Genomic DNA, 16,499 nt, shown 5'->3' on the forward strand with positions numbered 1-16,499 from the left:
GGTGGCCGGTCTGAATCGCTCAGCCGTCTAGACATCTAAGAAGCGAACGTCCTTGGCATTACGGGTGATAAAGCTGCGGCGCGCGTCGACGTCCTCGCCCATCAGGATGGAGAACAGCTCGTCGGCGGCCGCGGCGTCGTCGAGTGTGACTTGGCGCAGCACTCGGACGCTGGGATCCATTGTGGTTTCCCACAATTCCTTGGCGTCCATTTCGCCAAGACCCTTGTAACGCTGGATACCGTCGTCCTTGTTGATCTTCTTGCCCGCCTTCTGGCCGGCCTCCAGCAAGCCGTCGCGCTCGCGGTCGGAGTAGGCGAATTCGGGATCGCTGCGTTGCCATTTCAGCTTGTACAGCGGCGGCTGCGCCAAGAACACGTGCCCGTGTTCGATCAGCGGTCGCATGAAACGGAACAGCAGCGTCAGCAGCAATGTCGAGATGTGCTGGCCGTCGACATCCGCGTCGGCCATCAGCACGATCTTGTGGTAGCGCAGCTTGGCGATGTCGAACTCGTCGTGGATGCCGGTGCCCAGCGCGGTGATGATCGCCTGGACCTCGGTGTTCTTCAGAACCCGGTCAATGCGGGCCTTTTCGACGTTGATGATCTTGCCGCGCAGCGGCAGGATGGCCTGGAACATCGAGTCGCGGCCGCTCTTGGCCGAGCCGCCCGCCGAGTCGCCCTCCACCACATACAGTTCCGACTTGCGTGGATCGGTGGAGCGGCAGTCGGCGAGCTTGCCGGGCAGCCCGCCGAGATCCGTTGCGCTCTTGCGGCGCACCAACTCTCGTGCTTTGCGGGCGGCGATGCGGGCCTGCGCCGACGACACCGCCTTGTTGACCACGACCTTGGCGTCGGCGGGGTTGGCTTCGAACCAGTGCGTGAGTTGCTCGTTGCAGACCTTCTGCACGAAGGACTTCACCTCGGTGTTGCCCAGCTTGGTCTTGGTCTGCCCCTCGAACTGCGGCTCGCTGACCTTGACCGAGATCACCGCGGCCAGGCCTTCGCGGATGTCATCGCCGGTGAGGTTGGGGTCCTTGTCCTTGAGCAGCTTCTTGTCTTTGGCGTACTTGTTGACCACTGTCGTCAGCGCGCTGCGGAAGCCCTCCTCGTGCGTGCCGCCCTCGTGGGTGTTGATGGTGTTGGCGAAGGTGTGCACCGACTCCGAGTAGCCGCCGTTCCACTGCATCGCGATCTCGACCTCGTGGCCGGGACCCTTGCCGTCGAAGTCGATGATGCTCTGCTGGATCGGGCTCTTGGTGCGGTTGATGTGTTTGACGAAGTCGACCAGGCCACCGGGGTAGTGGAAGGTGCGGTGCTTAACCTTATGTGGCGCAGTGGATTCCGCGGCCTTCTCCTCCGCCGACTTGGGCGCTTCGGCGGTGTCGCTGACGACCTCGTCGACCACCTCTTCGTTGCTCACCCGTTCGTCGGTGAGGTTGATGGTCAAACCCTTGTTGAGGAAGGCCATTTCCTGCAGCCGGCGCGCCACCGTCTCGAAGTCGTATTCGGTGGTCTCGAAGATTTCCGGGTCGGCCCAGAACCGGATCGTGGTGCCGGTGCGCTTGGTCGCCTCGCCCTGTTTGAGGGTGCCGGGGACCGCGCGGTCGTAATACTGCGACCATTCGTGGCCGTCGCGGGCGATGTCGACCTCGAGCCGGGTCGAGAGCGCGTTGACCACCGACACACCGACGCCGTGCAGACCACCACTGACGTTGTAGCCGCTGTTCTCGCCGCCGAATTTGCCGCCCGCATGCAGCTGCGTCATCACGACGTCGACGGTGGGGGCACCGGTGGCGTGCATCGCGACCGGAATACCGCGCCCGTTGTCGGAGACCTCTACGCTGCCGTCGTCGAGAATCCGGACGTCGACCTTGTCGGCGTAGCCGGCCATCGCCTCGTCGACCGAGTTGTCCACCACCTCCCAGATGAGGTGGTGCAGACCACGCTCACCCGTGGACCCGATGTACATACCGGGGCGTTTGCGGACGGCCTCGAGGCCCTCGAGCACGGTGATCGCTGAAGCGCCGTAATCGTCTTGTGCCTTCTTCTTCTGGGCAGCCACGGTCGGAATGCTCTCCTTGGGGTTTCATGCGGGCGGTTCCAGTCACCGCAACAGTCGCATCCTGCCAGTCTAGCGTGAACAGGCATCCGCACCGATTTTCTGGCCGCGTTTCTACCCAGCTAACCGCGCCGTGCGCACGATTTCTTTATTCTCGCCGCGTCCCGACGTGCGTCGAGGGGGTCCGCGTCGTCCTGGCGGATTTCAGCGGCCTGTGGACGAAGCGTGATCTGGGGATGCGGGGTCGCCGCCAACCTCCCTAGCCGTACGTGTCGCGCGGCCCTCGTCCAGCGATGTGACGCGGCCCCTTGCGCCAGGAGGGCGCTGCCGGGCCGGTGATCTTCAACGACGTCACCACGCCGTTGCCGACGGCGGCGGCGATCTTGGCCAATAACTGCGATTGAATCATTCGCAGCTGGGTCGCCCACGCCGTCGATTCGGCGGCCACGCTCAGCACACCGTCGTTCAGCGCGGTCGGCACCGCGTGGTCGGCGATCTGATGGCCGACGACGGTCGCCCAGTTGCCCAGCACCGTGCCCTCGGCGACCTGCGCGGACCACCCACGTTTTCTCGCCAGGTCGCGCGCCAGGCTACCCAGCGGCTGCGGGTCGCGTGCGTCAGGTCCCGGCCCCGACCAACTGCGCCGCTGACCCGCGACCCGGCGCGGGGCGGGGGCCGCCGCCCGGCCGCGGCCGGCGTCTTTACCCTGAGCCCGCGCCGCGGCCCGGGCCTCCTCGAGGGTGCGGCGGACCAGATCGATGCCACTCAGGGCATTCGACGGGGCCCGGGGTCCCTCATCAGCACCGGTCATGAGTGCATCTTCGACACCCGGCCCGAGTCGCTGTCACGCAAATCGACGTGCACCTGGCGGGCGTCCCAGCCGGCCGGGATATCTTCCAGCACCGCCGCGGTGACCAGCACCTGTTCGGCGGATTCGGCGACCGTGGCCAGCGCGCGGCGCCGGGCGGCGTCGAGTTCGGCGAAGACGTCGTCGAGCAACAACACGGGTTCGCTTTCTTCGGCCCTCAGCAATTCGTATGCGGCCAGCCGCAGCGACAACGCTAATGACCACGATTCGCCATGGCTGGCAAAGCCTTTCGCGGGCTGGTCCCCAAGCCACAATTCCAGATCGTCGCGGTGCGGGCCGACAAGACACATGCCGCGTTCGAGCTCCGCGTCGCGGCGCGCCGACAACGCCGCTAGCAGGGCGGCTTCCAAGAACTCCCGGTCGGCGCCGGCGATGTCCGCCGCGGCCTGGGCGCCCAGGCTGGAGCGATAGCCGATGGATGCGGCGCGCGATCCCGGGGCCAGCAGCTGGTAGGCCTTTTCGACCTCTGGCGTCAACTGGTTCACCAAATCGATACGGGCGGCCATCAATTGGGCGCCGTGTTCGGCCAGGCGACTGTCCCACACGTCGAGCGTGTCCAGTGCGCTCTGGTCGCCGCGGTAGCGCGCCCCGGACAGGGATTTCAACAGCGCGGTGCGCTGCCGCAGCACCTTTTCGTAGTCGGCGCGCACCGCGGCCACCGCCGGGCGGCGCACCGTCGCCAGATCGTCGAGGTAGCGGCGCCGGTCGGATGGATCGCCCCGCACCAACGCCAGGTCTTCGGGGGCGAACAGCACCGCGCGCAGCACCCCAATCACCTCGCGCGTACTGCGCACCGGGGAACGATTGAGCCGCGCCTTGTTCGCCCGGCCCGCCGCGATCTCCAGATCGACCGCACACTCCCTGCCTTCGTTGACCACGATCGTGGAAACCACCGCGCGCTCGGCTCCGGCGCGGATCAACGGCGCGTCCGTGCCCACCCGGTGCGAGCCCATAGTGCTCGAATACCACAGCGCCTCAAGGAGATTCGTCTTCCCGAAGCCGTTGGATCCAATGAAGACCGTCCGACCAGGCTGCAATTCGAGGTCGGCGTGTGCCCAGGACCGGAAGTCGCGCAGTCCCAAATGCCGGACGTACACCTAGCCAGGCAACCGGACAGGCATCAACAAGTAGACGTAATCGGTCGGCAGGGCGCTGTACGGACCCGGGCCGGTCGGGTGGCTGTCGTCGCTCAAGGCCGGCCGCAACAGCGCCGGCTTGCCCGGCGTCGTGAAGCCGAACGACACCAGCTCGGAATGGACCGACCCCAACCCGTCGGTCAGATACGTCGGGTTGAACGCGATGGTCAACGGCTCGCCGACGAAATCGACCGCGAGGTCTTCTTCGGCCCGGCCGACATCGTCGGCACCGGCCGACAAGCGCAGCGATCCCTCACTGAATTCCATCCGCACCTGGGCGCCCCGGTCGGCGACCAACGCCACCAGCTTGATCGCCTCGGTCAATTCGGCCACGTTGATGGTGGCGACGGCCGTGTGCTCGGCCGGCAGCAGTTGGCGGAACTTCGGGAATTCCGCGTCCAGCAGACGGGTGGTGGAGCGCTTGCCGTTCCCGCTGATGCCGAGCAATCCGTCTTTCCCGACGCCCGAACCCGCACCCAGTGCCAACCGGACCTCGGAGCCGTCGGCCCCGGTCCGGGCGGCTTCGGCCAATGTCTTGGCCGGCACCAGGACCGCCGCTTCGATGTCCGGCGAGGCCGCCGACCAGGTCAGCTCGCGAACCGCCAGGCGGAATCTGTCGGTGGCCGCCAAAACCACCGTGTCCCCCGAAATCTCAACCCGGATCCCGGTCAACATCGGCAGCGTGTCGTCGCGGCCGGCCGCGATGGCCACCTGGCTGATCGCCTCGGCGAACAAGTCGGCGGGCAGCGTCCCGGTCTCTTCGGGCAGCGCCGGCAGCGTCGGGTAATCCTCGACGGCCATCGTCGGCAACGAGAACCTGGCGTTTCCGCAGTGCAGTGCCACCCGGTTGCCGTCGACGTAGAAGTCGATGGGCTTGTTGGGCAGCGCCCGCACGATGTCCGACAACAGCCGGCCGGACACCAAAACACTTCCCGGAGAAGCGATTTCGGCTGCAACCTGCGCCTCGGCGGAAACCTCGTAATCGAATCCGGAGATCGTCAGGCCCTCATCGGTGCCGGACAGCAGCACACCGGAGAGCACCGGCACCGCGGGTCTGGACGGCAGGTTCTTCGCCACCCACGACACCGCGTCGGCGAAAGACTCCCGCACCAAACGAAATTTCAAGTCGCTGAGGCCAGCCGTCGTCGTCGCCGCGTCCATAGCGTCCCTTCACCTACTCAGCGTTTCGAATCCATTGGCTAGCCTCCCCCCGCTAGCACGGGGCTCCGCCACGAACGCCGATGACATGTGATGAGCCAACGGCGACCGCAACGGCAGTCGAAGAACAACCGTAGATCCTTCGACGCCATCTTGAAAGCTAATCGCAAACCCCGACAACCCGAGCTGACCAAGCCTTGGACGACGAGTGTGCACCGGGCGTCCCCAAGCCTGTATTTCAAAGAAGAACCGATGAAGAGATCTCAGTACCAGTATTAAGGCCTGTGCAAGCTGGGGACAGCGGCCTCTCGGCCCAGCTAGCGCCGCGATCGGCTTGTGCATCGCCGCGTGAACACCTGTGGGTGAGGTGTTGGGCGGGTGGGGACGAATGACAACTGTGCACCCAAGCGGTGTTACTACACCGGCGATTAATTGCGTTGTGCACAGTCCTACCCACATCCCCTCGCTGTGGCGGGTGTGACAGACGGGTGTGAAGTTTCTCGAAAAAATTACGAGCACGCGCAGCGAAAGCCCGGAATCGGGGCCGGGAGCGCCGGGGAGAGAAGAGATTTCAGCGCTTGGAGCGCTGACGGATGCGAGTGGTGAGCTCCTTGACATGATCAAAAACCTCACGCCGCTCGGCCATCTCGGACAAGATCTTGCGCTGCGCGTACATGACCGTGGTGTGGTCGCGGCCGAATGCCTGCCCGATCTTGGGTAATGACAGATCGGTGAGCTCGCGGCACAGATACATCGCGATCTGGCGCGATTGGGCCAGCGCTCGGGTCTTGCCGGGGCCGCGGAGCTCTTCGACCGTGGTGTCGAAGTATTCGGCGGTGGCCGCCATGATGGTGGCCGCGCTGATCTGCATGGTGCTGGCGTCGGCGATCAGATCGCGAAGCACAATCTCGGCCAGCGCCTTGTCGATCGGCGTCTTGTTCAGCGAGGCGAATGCCGTGACGCGGATTAGGGCGCCTTCGAGCTCACGGATGTTGCGCTCGATGCTGCTGGCGATCAGCTCGAGGACATCGTCGGGCACCGCCAGCCGCTCCATCTGTGCTTTCTTGCGCAGGATGGCGATCCGGGTTTCCAGTTCGGGGGGCTGTACGTCGGTGATCAGGCCCCACTCGAACCGCGTCCGCAGCCGATCTTCCAGCGTGGCCAGCTGTTTGGGTGGGCGGTCCGAGGAGATGACGATCTGTTTGTTGGCGTTGTGCAGCGTGTTGAAGGTGTGGAAGAACTCTTCCTGGATACCTTCCTTGCCCTCGATGAACTGAATGTCATCGACTAGCAGCACGTCGACGTCGCGATAGCTGCGCTTGAACGCGACCTTGCGGTCGTCGCGCAGCGAGTTGATGAAGTCGTTGGTGAATTCCTCGGTGGAGACGTACTTGACTCGCATGCCCGGGAACAGCCGCTGCGCGTAATTGCCGGCGGCGTGCAACAAGTGGGTCTTGCCGAGACCGGACTCGCCCCAGATGAACAAAGGGTTGTAGGCGCGCGCCGGCGCTTCGGCGATCGCCAGGGCGGCGGCGTGGGCGAACCGGTTGGAGGCACCGATGACGAACGTGTCGAAGGTGTAGCGGCGGTTGAGGCTCGTCCCGGCGGCGACGGCCGGATCGATTGCGTGCGGCCGCTCGGTGAAGTAGTTCGGCCACCCCGGCTGGCTGTCGGTGACCGTCTCGCCGTTGTCGAACGCTTCGTCGTTGTCGCCGGCCGCGCCGTCGGCGGGGAAGGCAGGTTCGGTTCCGGGGAACGGTTCGGCCGGCGGGATGAGCGCGTCCTCGACGTCGTCGGGCGGGGGAGCGATGCGAACACCCAGTTGAATCTGCTGGCCGAGCCGCCGGCTGAGCGCATCGGTGATGGGTGCCCGCAGATGTCGTTCGATCTCGTTTTGCACGAAGCTGCTCGGCACCGACAGCAGCGCGAATCCCTCGACGATGGTCAGCGGGCGGACAAGATTGAGCCAGGCCCGCTGCTGGGGAGTGAGGGGAGTGACCAGGGTCGTGCGGTTGGCCGTCATGCCGTCCGCAGGAGGCTCCCCGTTGAGCTCGGAAACGACCGCATTCCACACTGCCGTGAAACTGGAACCGGGGTCATCGGTCAACGACGCATCTCCCTGGTTCTCGAACGTCCCGACCCGAGTCACACACGCTAGGCGACAAAGCAACTGTCCACATAGTTATACACAGGTGTGGACAGGATGATCGTAGGCGAGCCACAACCTACCGGCGACGGCTCGCGATCTCCGCGCTGGAAGAGAACCTCGGAAGGTTGTCTAGGCAGCTAGTCGATCCACCATCCTCGCTTCGTTGTCGAGCGCTGCTTTAGTCTAAATCGACTTCGCAGAAGCTAACAGTTTTCCGTTCGGCTGCCAACCGTTCTGCTGCATTCCAATCCGGTCATTTAGGGTACGTGGGGCTTGCTTCGGCTCGTTATGGTAGCCACGTCCGCGGCGAGTGTGACCGAAACAGAAAATCTTTCCGGCAGGCGGGCGCGGCTTCGTTGCGGCAGGCCAGGTTTGACCAGGCGAAGCCTCGTCAGTACCCTCAAACAGTCGCCCGAAAGTCGGCGATACGGCTGCGACCCGAACCACCTGGGGACCGCGCCGGCCAGTAGCACCAAGACCACCTCCGGTCGAACCGCAGACGAGCCCGATGCGAAACGTCTGAGCGGCCGGATGGCAACACAACGAGGAGAACGTCGTGGCCAAGGGCAAGCGGACCTTCCAGCCGAATAACCGGCGCCGAGCCCGCGTGCATGGCTTCCGCCTGCGGATGCGCACTCGTGCCGGACGCGCGATCGTGTCCGGTCGGCGCCGCAAGGGTCGCCGCGCGCTCTCTGCCTGATCGCAACGTCAGGTCCTTCGGCGGTGCTTCCCGCACGCAACCGCATGACGCGGTCAATTGACTTTGACGCGACGGTGAAGCGCGGGATTCGGATGGCACAGCCCGATCTCGTCGTGCATTTTCACCGCGGCGAAGATGGTGACGAAATCCAAGCGCCGCGCGTCGGACTGGTGGTCGGCAAGCCCGTCGGGTCCGCCGTCGAGCGCCACCGGGTCGCTCGTCGGCTGCGGCACGTCGCCCGAACACTGCTGGGCGAGCTCAGCCAATCCGATCGGTTGGTGATCCGCGCGCTGCCCAGCAGCCGCACCGCCTCCTCCGCCCGACTCGAGCAGGAACTGCGCCGGTGTTTGCGACGCGTGCCGGCGGCAGGAAGCAAGCCGTGACGATCTCGACCCGGCTGCGGGCATCGGTTGGCGACGCCGGACGAGCGACCGCCCGCGGAGTGATTTTCGTGATCCAGCTGTATCGGCATATGGTGTCGCCGCTACGTCCGGCCACGTGTCGCTTCGTCCCGACCTGCAGCCAATACGCGGTCGATGCGCTCAACGAGTACGGCCTGATTCGGGGGAGCTGGTTGGCTGCGGCCAGACTCGCCAAGTGCGGACCATGGCATGAAGGCGGCTGGGACCCGATCCCGGACCGTCCCGGATGCCACGTGAATTGCCAAGATGCCAGCGACGCCCGGGTCCCCCGAGCGGCGCGAGGGGAGAGTGAATCTTTTGTTTGATTTCTTCAGTCTCGACTTCGTCTACTACCCGGTGTCGTGGATCATGTGGGTCTGGTACAAGTTGTTCGCCTCCATGCTGGGGCCGTCGAACTTCTTCGCCTGGGCGCTGTCGGTGATGTTCTTGGTCTTCACGCTGCGGGGGTTGCTCTACAAGCCGTTCGTCCGGCAGATCCGTACCACGCGCCAGATGCAGGAGCTGCAGCCCCAGATCAAGGCGCTGCAAAAGAAGTACGGCAAGGATCGCCAGCGGATGGCGCTCGAGATGCAGAAGTTGCAGCGCGAACACGGGTTCAACCCGATCCTGGGCTGCCTGCCGATGCTGGCGCAGATCCCGGTGTTCATCGGTCTGTATCACGTGCTGCGTTCGTTCAACCGGACTACCGGCGGGTTCGGGCAGCCCCACCTGTCGGTGGCGCAGAACCGGCTCACCGGAAACTACGTCTTCACCCCGACCGACGTCGGCCACTTCCTGGACGCGAACTTGTTCGGCGCACCGATCGGCGCCTTCATGACCCAGCGCACCGGGTTAGACGCGTTCACCTTCTTCAGTCGGCCGGCCGTGATCGCGGTCGGGCTGCCGGTGATGATCCTGGCCGGCGTCGCGACCTACTTCAACAGCCGGGCCTCGGTGGCGCGGCAGAGCCCGGAAGCGGCGGCCAACCCGCAGACCGCGATGATGAACAAGCTCGCGCTGTACGTGTTCCCGCTCGGCGTCGTCGTCGGTGGCCCGTTCCTTCCGCTGGCGATCATCCTGTACTGGTTCGCCAACAACATCTGGACCTTCGGGCAGCAGCATTACGTCTTCGGGATGATCGAGAAAGAGGACGAAGCCAAGAAGCAGGAAGCGATCCAGCGCCGGGCGGCGAACGCCCCGGCGCCGGGTGCCAAGCCGAAGCGGAATCCCAAGGCGGCATCGTCGGGTGGCAACGGCTCGTCGACGCCCGACGCCGAGACGGCTGCGTCCGGTTCGGGGAGCGCGGATTCCGATGGGGCCGACGCGCCGGCCGCCGAGGCGAGCGACGGCCCGACCAACCGCACACCACGGCCCGGGGCGCGGCCGAAAAAGCGCAAACGCTGATACGGGCGGAATGACTAACGGGGCCGCCGGGACAGGGCGATCCGAATTGGGCTGGGGCCCATTGATTGAGGGAGAGAAGACATGACAGACGCCGAGACCACCGAGCGCGACGTCGATACCGAACTCGACACGCAATCGGCCACCGAGGATGCCGCCGAGTCGGACTCGGAGGAAATCGATGATCTGGAGGAGCGCTTGGTCGCCGAGGGCGAGATAGCCGGCGACTACCTCGAAGAGTTGTTGGACCTGTTGGACTTTGACGGCGATATCGATCTGGACGTCGAGGGCAGCCGCGCCGTCGTGAGCATCGACGGCAGCGACGACCTGAACAAGTTGGTGGGCCGCGGCGGAGAGGTGCTCGACGCGCTGCAGGAGCTCACCCGGCTGGCGGTGCACCAGAAGACGGGCGTGCGGAGCCGGTTGATGCTCGACATCGCGAGCTGGCGTCGGCGGCGCCGGGAGGAGTTGGCGGCGCTGGGCGACAAGGTCGCGCGCCGGGTGCTCGAATCGGGCGAACGTGAAGAGCTCTCGCCGATGACGCCGTTCGAACGAAAGATCGTGCACGACGCCGTCGCCGCGGTGGCCGGGGTGCACAGCGAGAGCGAGGGCGTCGAGCCGTCGCGCCGCGTGGTCGTCCTGCACGACTGACCTCGCCAAGTTACAGCCGTGTAGTTCCCACCCGTCGAACTCCGAAGGTTGACAGTGCGCGTCCCGACTAGAGGATGTTTCACGTGAAACATGTCGGTTCGGCCGATGCGGCGGGCTCGGCGGGGGAGGGCGCCGACCTAGGCTGCTCGCCGGACGCGGCGGCCGCGGTCTTCGGTGAGCGGCTGGGCATCGCCCGCCGGTACGCGGAGGTTTTGGCCACCGCTGGTGTGGAGCGAGGGCTGCTCGGGCCGCGGGAGGTCGACCGCATCTGGGACCGCCACATTCTAAATAGCGCGGCCCTCGCCGAGCTCCTTCATCCGGGAGAGCGCCTCATCGACATCGGGAGTGGGGCGGGCCTGCCGGGGATACCGCTGGCGATCGCGCGGCCCGATCTCGACGTCGTCCTGCTCGAACCGTTGCTGCGCCGCAGCGAATTTCTCAACGAGGTCATCGACGAACTAGGGTTAGCCGTCGAGGTGGTCCGTGGCCGTGCGGAGGAACCGGGAGTGCGCAACCGGTTCGGGGAGAGGGATGCTGCGGTGTCGCGAGCGGTTGCATCGTTGGACAAGCTGACGAAGTGGAGCTTGCCCCTGCTTCGGCCCGACGGTCGGATGCTCGCCATCAAGGGGGAGCGGGCGTCCGACGAAGTTGAACAGTACCGGCGTGTGATGGCTGCATCGGGCGCCGCTGATGTCAGGGTGGTGACATGTGGCGCGCACTATTTGCGTCCCCCCGCAATCGTAGTTTCAGCGCGCCGCCGAAAGCCGCCGCACCACAAGCCGGCACGGACCGGGAAGGCCCGAACCCGATGACTTCTCCTGAAGATTGGCCGGTGGCTCACCACGCACCGGAGGACGTTCGCGAGACGGCGGCGCCCGCGCCGGCGGCCAATGTTTCACGTGAAACAACGGCCGAATTCGACACCCCAATCGGGGCGGCCGCCGAACGCGCGATGCGGGTGCTGCACACCACGTACCCGCCGCTGCGCAGGCCGTCCCATCGCCGCGTTTTCACCGTCGCCAACCAAAAGGGCGGCGTGGGCAAGACGACCACCGCTGTCAACCTCGCGGCGGCGCTCGCGCTGCAGGGACTCAAGACCCTCGTCATCGATCTCGACCCCCAGGGCAACGCGAGCACGGCGCTCGGTATCACCGACCGGCAGTCGGGCACACCGTCGTCGTACGAGGTCTTGCTCGGCGAGGTTTCGGTGCACGATGCGCTGCGGCAGAGCCCGCACAACGAGCGGCTGTTCTGCATCCCGGCCACGATCGACCTGGCGGGCGCCGAGATCGAATTGGTCAGCATGGTGGCGCGCGAGAATCGGTTGCGCACCGCATTGGCCGATTTGGACAACCTCGACTTCGACTGCGTCTTCATCGATTGCCCGCCATCCCTCGGCCTGCTGACGATCAATGCGCTCGTCGCCGCGCCGGAGGTGATGATCCCGATCCAGTGCGAGTACTACGCGCTCGAGGGTGTCTCGCAGCTGATGCGCAACATCGAGATGGTGAAGGCGCACCTCAATCCCAAGCTCGAGGTGACCACCGTCGTGCTGACCATGTATGACGGCCGCACCAAACTGGCCGACCAGGTCGCCGAAGAGGTACGCCGCTACTTCGGAAGCAAGGTGCTGCGCACGGTGATTCCGCGCAGCGTCAAGGTGTCCGAGGCGCCCGGCTACAGCATGACCATCATCGATTACGACCCCGGTTCTCGCGGGGCGATGAGCTATCTCGATGCGAGCCGTGAACTCGCCGAGCGCGATTGACCACCATCCGCGAAGGGACGACGATGACGCAGCCGTTACGCAAGAAGGGCGGCCTCGGCCGGGGCCTGGCTTCGCTTATTCCGACCGGCCCCGCGGAGGGCGACTCGGGACCGGCGACGCTCGGGCCGCGGATGGGCGACGCCGCCGCCGATGTCCTAATCGGGGGACCGCCGCCGCAGGACGCGTCGTCGATGGGCGCGGTCTACCGCGAGATCGCGCCGGCCGACATCGAGCGCAACCCGCGTCAGCCACGGCAGGTCTTCGACGAGGACGCGCTGTCGGAGCTGGTGCACTCCATCCGCGAGTTCGGCCTCTTGCAGCCGATCGTGGTGCGGGCCGTCAAGGATTCCGCGAGCGGCGCGCGTTATCAGATCGTGATGGGGGAGCGGCGCTGGCGCGCGGCTCAAGAGGCCGGGTTGGCGACCATCCCGGCGATCGTGCGCGAGACCGGTGACGACGATCTGCTGCGCGACGCCCTGTTGGAAAACATCCACCGGGTGCAGCTGAACCCGTTGGAAGAGGCGGCCGCCTATCAGCAGTTGCTCGACGAGTTCGGGGTCACCCACGACGAACTGGCGGCGCGCATCGGCCGGTCGCGGCCGCTGATCACCAACATGATCCGGTTGCTCAAGCTGCCGATCGCGGTGCAGCGCCGGGTGGCCGCCGGGGTGCTGTCCGCGGGTCACGCGCGCGCATTGCTGTCGCTGGAGGCCGGGGCGGAGGCACAGGAGGAGTTGGCCACCCGGATCGTCGCCGAGGGGCTGTCGGTGCGGGCGACCGAGGAGGCGGTCACGTTGGCCAACCGGAGCGGTCCAGCCACGCCGACGGCGCCGCGGCGCAAGCCGATTCAGATGCCGGGCCTGCAGGACGTCGCCGATCGACTCTCGACCGCCTTCGACACCCGGGTGACCGTCAGCCTGGGCAAGCGCAAGGGCAAGATCGTCGTCGAGTTCGGCTCGGTGGACGATCTACAGCGGATCATCGACGTCATGTCCCCGCCCAAGGCATGAACTAGGACACCGTGTAATTACGTCACTGTGACACCGGGGCCGCTTTCGCGAGCAGTCCGCCTACCCCCGGCGTCGCGGATCGACGAAATAGCATGCACATCAACAACTTTCGATAATCGGCCTGTCGCGGTCGCAGAAGGCCGGCGGTTAAGGCGCGTCAACGCCGGTGGCCAGGCCAAAGCTGGCCCGATCGCGACCACCTCTCCTATCCTGGAGGGGTTGCCGGTGCAGATGGCTGCAGTACCGCACAGGAGCCAGGAGGCTAGTGTCCGCTCGAATCACGCCGCTACGGCTCGAGGCATTCGAGCAGCTTCCCAAGCACGCACGTCGGTGCGTCTTCTGGGAAGTCGATCCGGCGACCCTCGGTAATCAGGACCACCTCGCCGACCCCGAGTTTGAAAAAGAAGCGTGGCTGTCGATGGTGATGCTGGAGTGGGGCTCGTGCGGGCAGGTCGCGACCGCGGTCCCGGACGAGCGAAGCCAGTCCGAGCCGCCGTGCCTGGGCTACGTGTTCTACGCCCCGCCGCGGGCGGTGCCGCGGGCGCAGCGGTTCCCGACCGGTCCGGTCTCCGCGGACGCCGTGCTGTTGACGTCGATGGGCATCGAACCCGGGCCGGCGGCCGACGATCTACCGAACGGGTTGATTGCGCGGGTGATCGACGAGCTGGTGCGCCGCGGCGTGCGGGCGCTCGAGGCGTTCGGCCGCACCCCGGCGGCGTCGGAACTGCAGGATCCGCGGCTGGTCGGTCCCGACGTGCGTCCGGTACTGGAAGCGGTGGGCGACTGTTCGGTGGACCACTGCGTCATGGACGCGGAGTTCTTGAAAGACGCGGGTTTCGTTGTGGTGGCACCACATACGTATTTCCCGCGACTGCGGCTCGAGCTCGACAAGGGGCTGGGCTGGAAGGCCGAAGTGGAGGCGGCGCTGGAGCGGCTGCTGGAGAGCGCACACCTGGAGCAGCCGGTCGGCGCCGGGTCTACAGCGGCAAATGCGTTGAAAACGTTGAAAACCACCGCGGGTGGTTAACGGCTAAGAACCGCCCAGCTGGCTGGTGCGTTCCACCGACAATTCGTGGGCCAGCAATTCGGCGAAAGTGAAAGTGCCAGTGGGCCGGTCGTTTTTGCCCAACAGATACAGCCGCTTGACCGCGGCCAGGATTCCCTCGGCGATGGCATCACGGGTCTGCGTTGATACCAGCATCGAGCGATCACGCGGGTTGGTGATGTAGCCGACGTCGACCTGCACCGTGGGCATCCGGGTCAGGCGCAGCAGGTCCCACGTCCGGCCGTGCGTGCGGCAATCTCGTAATCCGGTGCGGGCCACCACTTCCCGCTGAATGAAGTCGGCGAGATTACGCCCGATGGTGGAGACCGAACCGTGTGAGTTCCCGAAGTGGAACGACGCCACCCCGTTGGCGGCGGCGCTGACCTGACTCTCACAGCGCAGGCTGATCATCAGATCGGCGCCGACGTTGTTGGCGGTGGCGGCGCGCTCGGCATCCAACGGACTGCGGTTGACCGGTCGCGACAGAAAGGTCTCCATGCCGATCGCGGCCATCCGTCCCTCGAGCCGGCTGGCCAAGTCCCACAACACATCTGCTTCACTGATCGGTCCGGACGGGCCCTGCATGATGGCGCCGTGGTCCGCGCCGCCGCGGCCCGGATCGATGATGATCCGCTTGCCCGACAGCTTGGGGCCCGATGAGCGAACGAGCTCTTCTTCGCGGAGCGCGTGTGGCGATCCGCCGCTGACCCGTGAACTCAAAAAGTGAAAGGAGCGCAACGTTTCCGGACCGCAGATCCCGTCGGCGGAAAGCCCGTACTCGCGCTGATACGACATCAACGCGTTGTGCGTCTGCAACCCGAAGTATCCGTCGACCAGGCCGGTGTAGAAACCCAGATCCTGGAGCCGGGCCTGCAGCGTGGCCACGTCATCGCCGAACAGCGGGGCGCCGAATTGGTGGTACAACGTGCGCGCGCCCAACCGGTACGACGCCTCTTTGAGAGCCCGGTAGGTGGCCTCACCGACGATGCCATCCACCAGCAGGCCGCGATGTTGTTGGAAAGCGCGCACCGCCTGGTCGAGTTCGGCGTCGAAGAGTTCGTGGGCCACCTGCTGGCCGGTGTTGAGATCGTCGTCGGAGCCATCGAGCAGGCCCAGGGAGGCCAGTGTCGCCCGAATCTCGGTCACAGCAGCGCCGCGGTCACCACAGCGCAGCGCGTCGCCGTATTCGCGGCGCGGACTCGACATACAGGGGGCCCTCCGGGACTAACTGACGAGCTCAAAAATGGGCAACAGCTAACCGTATTGTCGCAGACGCTTCGTCAATTCGGGAAAACCCCAGGCTATGCGCGGGGCGTGGTGCGAGGAAATCAAATGAAGATCAGCTGAGGTTGGGAACCGCGTCCGAGAGCTCGCGCAGCAGTGCGGCCTTGCCCTTGGCGCCGACGATTCGCTTCACCGGCTGCCCGTCTTTGAACAAGATCAGGGTGGGAATGGAGACCACCTGGAAGCTCTGTGCGGTTTCGGGGTTGGCGTCCACGTCGAGCTTGGCAACGGTGAGCTGTTCGCCCCGCTCGCTGGCGATCTCTTCGAGGACCGGCGCCACCATCTTGCAGGGGCCGCACCACGTTGCCCAAAAGTCAACCAGCACAGGCTTATTGCTGGACAAGACGTCGGTGGAAAACGACGCGTCAGAGACTTCTATTGTGGCCCCGGCTTTTTCGGCGTCGGTCATTGTGGTGCTCCAATCAATGTGTCGGTACTGCCAGGAAATTCGGTTGCGTCGCCTTGGGCGGCGGCGCTGGACTCTTCGTGGTCGGCGAGCCAGCGTTCGGCGTCGATGGCGGCCGAGCAGCCGCTGCCCGCGGCGGTGATGGCTTGGCGGTAGGTGCGATCCACCAGGTCCCCGGCGGCGAACACCCCGTCGATCGAGGTACTCGTGGTGCGGCCTTGCACCAGCACATAACCGTCGGGGTCGGTCTGTAGCACCTCACGCACCAACTCCGAACGCGGGTCATGGCCGATGGCCACGAACACCCCGGTCACCGGCAACGTCGACACCTCACCGCTGAGCGTGTCGCGCACCCGCAAACCCGTCACCGTGGACTCACCGTCGACGGCCTCGACCGCCTTGTTCGTCAGGATGGTGATCTTGTCGTTGGCCTTGGCCCGTTCGAGCATGATCCGCGACGCCCG

The 16,499-nt window shown here is 65.7% G+C and carries 17 protein-coding genes; 9 read left to right on the forward strand and 8 right to left on the reverse strand.

The window, feature by feature from the left end:
• Positions 1-27: 27 nt before the first annotated feature.
• The 5 genes from gyrB to dnaA form a co-directional block, all read right to left on the reverse strand.
• Positions 28-2,061, reverse strand: coding sequence for a DNA topoisomerase (ATP-hydrolyzing) subunit B (gyrB, locus tag A5659_RS22710; RefSeq protein WP_066861829.1), 2,034 nt, complete (start codon positions 2,059-2,061; stop codon positions 28-30).
• Positions 2,062-2,317: 256 nt separating this feature from the next.
• Entirely contained in the window at positions 2,318-2,869 is a 552-nt protein-coding gene (locus tag A5659_RS22715) for a DUF721 family protein (RefSeq protein WP_066861832.1), read from the reverse strand.
• The gene (gene recF, locus A5659_RS22720) at positions 2,866-4,023 is read right to left on the reverse strand and encodes a DNA replication/repair protein RecF (RefSeq protein WP_067184410.1); all 1,158 of its coding nucleotides are present in this window, start codon (positions 4,021-4,023) and stop codon (positions 2,866-2,868) included. Before recF ends, A5659_RS22715 begins: the two co-directional genes overlap by 4 nt.
• The gene (gene dnaN / locus A5659_RS22725) at positions 4,024-5,223 is read right to left on the reverse strand and encodes a DNA polymerase III subunit beta (RefSeq protein ID WP_066861838.1); all 1,200 of its coding nucleotides are present in this window, start codon (positions 5,221-5,223) and stop codon (positions 4,024-4,026) included.
• A 568-nt stretch (positions 5,224-5,791) separates the two neighbouring features.
• Positions 5,792-7,327, reverse strand: a complete 1,536-nt coding sequence (gene dnaA, locus A5659_RS22730; protein ID WP_066861980.1) for a chromosomal replication initiator protein DnaA — start codon at positions 7,325-7,327, stop codon at positions 5,792-5,794.
• Between the two features lie 598 nt (positions 7,328-7,925).
• On the opposite strand from dnaA, the gene rpmH reads away from it, so the two are divergent.
• The 9 genes from rpmH to A5659_RS22765 all read left to right on the forward strand — a co-directional run bounded on the left by rpmH (position 7,926) and on the right by A5659_RS22765 (position 14,327).
• Positions 7,926-8,069 carry a 50S ribosomal protein L34 gene (rpmH, locus tag A5659_RS27370; RefSeq protein ID WP_003874369.1) on the forward strand — a complete coding sequence of 48 codons (144 nt, stop codon included), beginning with the start codon at positions 7,926-7,928 and terminating at the stop codon, positions 8,067-8,069.
• Positions 8,070-8,092: 23 nt separating this feature from the next.
• Positions 8,093-8,452 (forward strand): ribonuclease P protein component, encoded by a 360-nt coding sequence (gene rnpA / locus A5659_RS22735; protein WP_082972030.1) that lies wholly within the window; start codon positions 8,093-8,095, stop codon positions 8,450-8,452.
• Positions 8,449-8,796, forward strand: coding sequence for a membrane protein insertion efficiency factor YidD (yidD, locus tag A5659_RS27375; RefSeq protein WP_156752945.1), 348 nt, complete (start codon positions 8,449-8,451; stop codon positions 8,794-8,796). The genes rnpA and yidD overlap by 4 nt, the downstream gene beginning before the upstream one ends.
• Positions 8,780-9,874, forward strand: a complete 1,095-nt coding sequence (yidC, locus tag A5659_RS22740) for a membrane protein insertase YidC (RefSeq protein WP_067184414.1) — start codon at positions 8,780-8,782, stop codon at positions 9,872-9,874. Before yidD ends, yidC begins: the two co-directional genes overlap by 17 nt.
• 81 nt (positions 9,875-9,955) lie before the next feature.
• Positions 9,956-10,522: a R3H domain-containing nucleic acid-binding protein gene (locus A5659_RS22745; protein ID WP_066878919.1), complete on the forward strand. Its 567-nt coding sequence runs from the start codon at positions 9,956-9,958 to the stop codon at positions 10,520-10,522.
• A 74-nt stretch (positions 10,523-10,596) separates the two neighbouring features.
• Entirely contained in the window at positions 10,597-11,334 is a 738-nt protein-coding gene (gene rsmG / locus A5659_RS22750) for a 16S rRNA (guanine(527)-N(7))-methyltransferase RsmG (RefSeq protein WP_067184417.1), read from the forward strand.
• Positions 11,229-12,290 carry a ParA family protein gene (locus tag A5659_RS22755; RefSeq protein ID WP_369829399.1) on the forward strand — a complete coding sequence of 354 codons (1,062 nt, stop codon included), beginning with the start codon at positions 11,229-11,231 and terminating at the stop codon, positions 12,288-12,290. Before rsmG ends, A5659_RS22755 begins: the two co-directional genes overlap by 106 nt.
• A gap of 23 nt (positions 12,291-12,313) precedes the next feature.
• Positions 12,314-13,300, forward strand: a complete 987-nt coding sequence (locus A5659_RS22760) for a ParB/RepB/Spo0J family partition protein (protein ID WP_067184420.1) — start codon at positions 12,314-12,316, stop codon at positions 13,298-13,300.
• Positions 13,301-13,565: 265 nt separating this feature from the next.
• The gene (locus A5659_RS22765; protein ID WP_066861859.1) at positions 13,566-14,327 is read left to right on the forward strand and encodes an acetyltransferase; all 762 of its coding nucleotides are present in this window, start codon (positions 13,566-13,568) and stop codon (positions 14,325-14,327) included.
• A gap of 3 nt (positions 14,328-14,330) precedes the next feature.
• Here A5659_RS22765 and A5659_RS22770 read toward each other — a convergent pair whose 3' ends face one another.
• The 3 genes from A5659_RS22770 to A5659_RS22780 form a co-directional block, all read right to left on the reverse strand.
• Positions 14,331-15,551 (reverse strand): N-acetylmuramoyl-L-alanine amidase, encoded by a 1,221-nt coding sequence (locus tag A5659_RS22770; protein ID WP_066861863.1) that lies wholly within the window; start codon positions 15,549-15,551, stop codon positions 14,331-14,333.
• 133 nt (positions 15,552-15,684) lie between these two features.
• Entirely contained in the window at positions 15,685-16,038 is a 354-nt protein-coding gene (trxA, locus tag A5659_RS22775; RefSeq protein ID WP_066861867.1) for a thioredoxin, read from the reverse strand.
• The coding region (locus tag A5659_RS22780) for an NAD(P)/FAD-dependent oxidoreductase (RefSeq protein ID WP_197498153.1) at positions 16,035-16,499 on the reverse strand (465 nt) is incomplete at its 5' end. The genes A5659_RS22780 and trxA, both read right to left, overlap by 4 nt.

It is taken from the genome of Mycobacterium sp. 1165196.3, assembly GCF_001673415.1.
In the GTDB taxonomy this organism is placed as follows: Bacteria; Actinomycetota; Actinomycetes; order Mycobacteriales; family Mycobacteriaceae; genus Mycobacterium; species Mycobacterium europaeum_A.

Excerpts from the sequence above, each read along its gene's own strand:
- rsmG (WP_067184417.1), top strand. The coding sequence starts at position 10,597 with ATGTTTCACGTGAAACATGTCGGTTCGGCCGATGCGGCGGGCTCGGCG.
- trxA (WP_066861867.1), bottom strand. The coding sequence starts at position 16,038 with ATGACCGACGCCGAAAAAGCCGGGGCCACAATAGAAGTCTCTGACGCG.
- A5659_RS22755 (WP_369829399.1), top strand. The coding sequence starts at position 11,229 with ATGTGGCGCGCACTATTTGCGTCCCCCCGCAATCGTAGTTTCAGCGCG.
- A5659_RS22715 (WP_066861832.1), bottom strand. The coding sequence starts at position 2,869 with ATGACCGGTGCTGATGAGGGACCCCGGGCCCCGTCGAATGCCCTGAGT.
- A5659_RS22760 (WP_067184420.1), top strand. The coding sequence starts at position 12,314 with ATGACGCAGCCGTTACGCAAGAAGGGCGGCCTCGGCCGGGGCCTGGCT.
- A5659_RS22770 (WP_066861863.1), bottom strand. The coding sequence starts at position 15,551 with ATGTCGAGTCCGCGCCGCGAATACGGCGACGCGCTGCGCTGTGGTGAC.
- dnaN (WP_066861838.1), bottom strand. The coding sequence starts at position 5,223 with ATGGACGCGGCGACGACGACGGCTGGCCTCAGCGACTTGAAATTTCGT.
- A5659_RS22745 (WP_066878919.1), top strand. The coding sequence starts at position 9,956 with ATGACAGACGCCGAGACCACCGAGCGCGACGTCGATACCGAACTCGAC.